The sequence below is a fragment of the Actinomyces sp. MRS3W genome (genome assembly GCF_032465695.1).
Lineage (GTDB): Bacteria > Actinomycetota > Actinomycetes > Actinomycetales > Actinomycetaceae > Actinomyces.
In genome coordinates, this window is record NZ_JAWDJJ010000020.1 from 1 (window position 1) to 5,229 (window position 5,229).

A 5,229-nucleotide genomic window follows, 5' to 3' on the forward strand; every position below is an offset into this window, starting at 1 on the left:
GCCATCAACCGTCCCGAGCAGCTGGCCGAGGTCGCCCGCCGCTTCGGCAACCAGGTGGTCGTCCTCTCGGTCGATGCCCGCCGCTGCCCCCAGGGCGTGTCCACCCCCTCCGGCTACGAGGTCACCACCCACGGCGGCACCCGCTCAACCGGGATTGACGCCGTGGACTGGGCCGCGCGTGCTGCCGCGCTGGGCGCGGGGGAGATCCTGCTCAACTCCATGGACGCCGACGGCGTCACCGGCGGATTCGACCTGGAGATGCTCGACGCCGTGCGCCGCCAGGTGCATATTCCGCTCATTGCCTCCGGGGGCGCCGGCCGCCCGGAGGACTTCGCCGCCGCCGCCGACCACGGAGCCGACGCGGTCCTGGCCGCCAGCGTCTTCCACTACGGCACCATGACGGTGCAGCAGGCGAAGGACGCACTCCGGGCCGCGGGCCACCCGGTGCGCTAACGGCCCCGCGGGGATGGGACAATAGCGTCTGTGACTGACGCAACCGCCGCTACCGGCCGTCCCTCCCACGACCCCGAGGGCCGCAAGACCGCCACTTTGCCGGCCGAGCTGGCCGCCCGCCTCAAGCGCGACGCGAATGGACTCGTGGCCGCCGTCGTCCAGCAGTACGACACCCGTGAGGTGCTCATGCTCGGCTGGATGAATGATGAGGCGCTGCGCCGCACCCTGACCGAGGGTCGGGTGACCTACTGGTCGCGCTCCCGCCAGGAGTATTGGCGCAAGGGCGACACCTCCGGTCACTACCAGTACGTCAAGGCCGTGTCCCTGGACTGCGACGGCGACGCCCTCCTCATCGAGGTCGACCAGGTCGGCGCGGCCTGCCACACCGGTACGCGCACCTGCTTCCTCGCCGGTGGAGACCTGGGGGCGAGGGTGGGGGAGCGTCCCATAAGTGAACCGGATTTGCCTTAGTGCCCCTTGGCCGGGAACCATGAGACGCAATCAGCACAGCCGTCACGACGACGACGTCAGGACGGGACATGACCGATGCCCCGGCGAATGCGAGGAGGTGCCATCCCGTGAACACCTTTGCCGAGCTCGCCGCTGCGGCCCGCGCATGTGTTGCCGCCCGTGAACAGCGCGTCCCCCTGGACGCACTCAAAGAGGCGGTGCGCGCCGCCCCGGCCTGCCGCGACGCCGTAGCCGCGCTGCGCGGTGAGGGACGCGCCGTATCGGTGATCGCCGAGGTCAAACGCGCCACCGCCACCTTCGCCGACTTATCCGGGGTGGGGGATGCGGCCGTCCTGGCGGGTTTCTATGCCGCCGGCGGGGCCGCCTGCGTGTCGGTGGTCACCGAGCCGCTCCGCTCCCATGGTCGACTCGCCGACCTGGATGCGGTGCGCGCGGCGGTCGACGTGCCGGTCCTCGTCAACGACGTCGTCGTCACCCCCTACCAGGTGCATGAGGCCCGCGCACACGGCGCCGATTTGCTCATGCTGGACGCCCGCCTGGAGCCGCTTGTCCTGGAGTCACTCATCGAGCGCACGCATTCCCTGGGAATGGTGGCGGTGGTGGAGGCGCACTCACGGCAGGAGGCCGTGACAGCGGTTGAATCCGGAGCGCGCTTCCTCGCCGTCGACGCCCGCGACCCGGAAACCCGGTCGGTCGACCGCTCCCGCTTCGAACGGGTGGCCCGCGTGCTGCCCGCCTCCGTCACCCGCATTGCCACCGGCGGGGTGCGCGGTCCCCATGACGTCATGAGCTATGCCCGTGCGGGAGCCGACGTCGTCCTCGTCGGTGAGGCCGTCATCCGTTCCGCCGACCCCCAACAATTCGTCGCCGAGCTGGTCGCTGCGGGCAGCCACCCGGCGCTGCTTCCCGCCACCCACCGAGAGATGCTGTAAGTGCCTATGACGTCCCTCAACCACGCCGCATTGCTGGCGGCCTCCCTGCCCAGTCCCTCCCGGGGGGTGTGGCACGTCGGCCCGTTCCCCCTACGCGCCTATGCCCTGTGCATACTTGCCGGCGTTTTCGTCGCCGTCTGGTGGACGGATCGCCGTTACCGCGCTGCCGGGGGGCAGGCGGATCAGGTGCTCGACGTGGCCCTGCTGGCCGTGCCTGTGGGCATCGTCGGCGCCCGGATCTACCACGTCATCACCTCACCGGACGCCTACTTCGGTGCGCACGGCAATCTCGCGCTCATCCCGCAGATATGGCGCGGCGGACTGGGCGTGTGGGGCGGCATCTTCTTCGGAGCGCTCGCCGCCGCCTGGCTGCTGCGTCATCGCGGGCTGCGCTGGGCTCCCTTCGCCGACGCCGTCGCCCCGGCGCTGCTGGTGGCTCAAGCCATCGGCCGCCTGGGCAACTGGTTCAACCAGGAGCTCTTCGGCGCTCCCACCACGCTGCCGTGGGGATTGGAGATCGACGACGCGCACCTGCCGGCCGGCTACGCCTCCGGCACCCTGTTTCACCCGACGTTCCTGTACGAGGCCCTGTGGAACCTGGCCGGCGCCGCCTTCCTCATCTGGCTGGAGCGGTGGCTCCGGCGGCGTGACGGCGCCGTGGGCGGACGGCTGCTGTGCGCCTACCTCATGGTGTACACGGCCGGCCGGGCATGGATCGAGTGCCTGCGCATTGACGACGCGCAACTCATTGCGGGGCTGCGGCTGAACGTGTGGACCTCGATCATCATTTTCCTGGCGGGGCTGGTCAGCTTCATTATTATCTCGCGCCGTCCCCTGCACGATGAGATCACCCGCGAACAGCGGTGACGACGGTCCCAACCCGGCGGCGACTGCGTCGGCTACTCGTCCCCGGGGCCCGGAGTCATTTAGGCTTGTCCCATGCGCAGAGCGAAGATCGTATGCACCCTGGGGCCCGCCACCGACTCTCCCGAGCAGGTGCAGGCGCTTGTAGACGCCGGTATGAATGTGTGCCGCATCAACCGTTCCCACGGCCGCGCCGAGGACCAGGAGGAGGTCATCGCCCGGGTTCGGGCCGCAGCCGAGGCCTCCGGTCGCGCCGTGGCCATCCTCGTTGACCTGCAGGGACCCAAGATCCGCCTGGGTAACTTCGTCGACGACCAAAAGGTCATGCTCAACAAGGGTGACGAGTTCACCATCACCACCGACGATGTCCTGGGAACCGTCAAGCGCGTCTCCACCACCTTCAAGGGCCTGCCCGGCGACTGCCGTCCCGGGGACCGCCTCCTCATCGACGACGGCAACGTGGCTGTTCGCGTCACCGCGGTCACCGACACGGACGTCGTCACGCGCGTCGAGGTGCCCGGCTATGTCTCCAACCACAAGGGCATCAACCTGCCGGGTGTGGCCGTGTCCGTGCCCGCGCTGAGTGAGAAGGACCGTGAGGATCTGCGCTGGGCACTCAAGATCGGTGCCGACCTCATCGCCCTGTCCTTCGTCCGCAACGCCGAGGACATCAAGGACGTCCACGAGATCATGGATGAGGTGGGGGTGCGCATCCCGGTCATCGCCAAGATCGAGAAGCCCCAGGCGGTGGAGAACCTGCTGGACATCGTCTCCGCCTTCGACGGCATTATGGTGGCCCGCGGCGACCTCGGGGTGGAGATGCCCCTGGAGGCGGTGCCGCTGGTCCAGAAGCGCGCGATCGAACTTGCCCGCCGCCAGGCCAAGCCGGTCATCGTCGCCACCCAGGTGCTGGAGTCGATGATCCAGAACCCGCGCCCCACCCGCGCCGAGGCCTCCGACTGCGCCAACGCCATCCTCGACGGCGCGGACGCGGTCATGCTCTCCGGCGAAACCTCGGTGGGCGCCTACCCGATCGAGGCGGTGCGCACCATGGCCAACATTATTGAGAATGTTGAGGAGAATGGCGGGGAGCGCATCGCCCCGCTGGGCTCCTACCCGCAGACCCGCGGCGGCGCGATTACCCGGGCGGCGGCCGATATGGGCGAGCAGCTCGACGCCACCTACCTGGTCACCTTCACCCAGTCCGGGGACACCGCCCGCCGCCTGTCCCGTCTGCGCTCCACAATCCCGCTGCTGGCGTTCACGCCGCTGCACTCCACCCGCAACCAGCTGTCCGTCTCCTGGGGCGTGCAGACCTACGAGGTGCCCGAGGTCAAGCACACCGATGACATGGTCGCCCAGGTCAACGAGTTGCTTCAGTCCAAGCATCTGGCCAAGCCGGGCGATGAGGTCATCATCGTTGCCGGCATGCCCCCGGGCACGCCCGGCTCCACCAACTCCATCCGCGTTCACACCGTGGGGGAGACCACCGACTACCGGGCGTGAGCCCTAGCAAAGGCTCAGGCAGTAGCCGGAACAGACACATCGCCCGGAACCGCTTTCGTTGCGGTTCCGGGCGAATCTGCGTTCTTCGTACCTCCGGTGGGACTCGAACCCACAACACTCCGATTTTGAGTCGGATGCCTCTGCCAATTGGGCTACGGAGGCGTGCTCGGCGACGCGCTCGGTGGGAAGCGGGCTTCGCAACGTCCCAGAGCATACTAGAATCGCGGCGTGAGCAACGAGTCCGATTCTTCCCGAACCCGCAGAGTCCTTGTCGCCGAGGATGAAACCCTCATCCGTCTGGACATTGTCGAGACCCTGACCGACGCCGGCTATGAGGTCGTCGCCGAGGCAGCCAATGGCGAGGAGGCCATTCGTCTTGCCGATGAGCACGAGCCCGACCTGTGCGTCATGGACGTCAAGATGCCCGTCCTCGACGGCATCACCGCTGCCGAACGCATCATCGACGCCCACGGCTGCGCGGTCGTCATGCTGACGGCCTTCTCCCAGACCGAGCTGGTCGAACGCGCCGGTGCGGCCGGTGCCATGGCCTATGTGGTCAAGCCCTTCACCCCGGCGGAGCTGATTCCGGCGATCGAGATCGCCATGTCCCGTCACGAGGAGATCCGCTCCCTGGAGTCCGAGATCTCCGACCTCCAGGAGCGGTTCGAGACCCGCAAGCGCGTGGACCGCGCCAAGGGCCTGCTCATGGAGCGCATGGGGCTGAGCGAGCCCGAGGCCTTCCGCTGGCTGCAGAAGACGTCGATGAACCGCCGCCTGACCATGCGTGAGGTCGCCGACGCCGTCATCGAACAGGTGGGCGGCGCCAAGAAAGAGTCCTGAACGGGCCCTCGCGCCGGTCAGCCTGCCGCCCCCCCGTCGACGTCGACGTACAAGCTGCGCAGTGTGCCGTGCGCGACCATGCGCCCGTCCTCATCGCTCACCTCAACTCGGTAGACGGCGGTGCGCCGCCCGCGGTGCAGGGGCGTGGCGACCGCCGTCACCC

At 68.6% G+C, this 5,229-nt stretch carries 7 protein-coding genes and 1 tRNA gene; 6 read left to right on the forward strand and 2 right to left on the reverse strand.

The window, feature by feature from the left end; genetic code table 11:
- The 5 genes from RWX45_RS00475 to pyk form a co-directional block, all read left to right on the forward strand.
- A partial coding sequence (locus RWX45_RS00475) for a HisA/HisF-related TIM barrel protein (protein WP_316021833.1) occupies nucleotides 1-453 on the forward strand: 453 nt, incomplete at its 5' end.
- Between the two features lie 96 nt (nucleotides 454-549).
- Nucleotides 550-924: a phosphoribosyl-AMP cyclohydrolase gene (hisI, locus tag RWX45_RS00480; protein ID WP_316021838.1), complete on the forward strand. Its 375-nt coding sequence runs from the start codon at nucleotides 550-552 to the stop codon at nucleotides 922-924.
- A 107-nt stretch (nucleotides 925-1,031) separates the two neighbouring features.
- Nucleotides 1,032-1,856 carry an indole-3-glycerol-phosphate synthase TrpC gene (locus tag RWX45_RS00485; protein WP_316021834.1) on the forward strand — a complete coding sequence of 275 codons (825 nt, stop codon included), beginning with the start codon at nucleotides 1,032-1,034 and terminating at the stop codon, nucleotides 1,854-1,856.
- Nucleotides 1,857-1,862: 6 nt separating this feature from the next.
- The gene (gene lgt, locus RWX45_RS00490; RefSeq protein WP_316021835.1) at nucleotides 1,863-2,723 is read left to right on the forward strand and encodes a prolipoprotein diacylglyceryl transferase; all 861 of its coding nucleotides are present in this window, start codon (nucleotides 1,863-1,865) and stop codon (nucleotides 2,721-2,723) included.
- Nucleotides 2,724-2,795: 72 nt separating this feature from the next.
- Nucleotides 2,796-4,226 (forward strand): pyruvate kinase, encoded by a 1,431-nt coding sequence (pyk, locus tag RWX45_RS00495; protein ID WP_316021836.1) that lies wholly within the window; start codon nucleotides 2,796-2,798, stop codon nucleotides 4,224-4,226.
- 88 nt (nucleotides 4,227-4,314) lie between these two features.
- On the opposite strand, the gene RWX45_RS00500 is transcribed toward pyk, so the two are convergent.
- Nucleotides 4,315-4,388 (reverse strand) — tRNA-Leu (locus RWX45_RS00500).
- Nucleotides 4,389-4,454: 66 nt separating this feature from the next.
- On the opposite strand from RWX45_RS00500, the gene RWX45_RS00505 reads away from it, so the two are divergent.
- Nucleotides 4,455-5,066 (forward strand): ANTAR domain-containing response regulator, encoded by a 612-nt coding sequence (locus RWX45_RS00505; RefSeq protein ID WP_316021837.1) that lies wholly within the window; start codon nucleotides 4,455-4,457, stop codon nucleotides 5,064-5,066.
- 17 nt (nucleotides 5,067-5,083) lie between these two features.
- Here RWX45_RS00505 and RWX45_RS00510 read toward each other — a convergent pair whose 3' ends face one another.
- Entirely contained in the window at nucleotides 5,084-5,227 is a 144-nt protein-coding gene (locus RWX45_RS00510) for a PaaI family thioesterase (RefSeq protein ID WP_316021839.1), read from the reverse strand.
- Nucleotides 5,228-5,229: the final 2 nt, after the last annotated feature.

Bases quoted from the DNA above. Each gene is read 5' to 3' on its own strand.
- lgt (WP_316021835.1), top strand. From the start codon at position 1,863: ATGACGTCCCTCAACCACGCCGCATTGCTGGCGGCCTCCCTGCCCAGT.
- pyk (WP_316021836.1), top strand. From the start codon at position 2,796: ATGCGCAGAGCGAAGATCGTATGCACCCTGGGGCCCGCCACCGACTCT.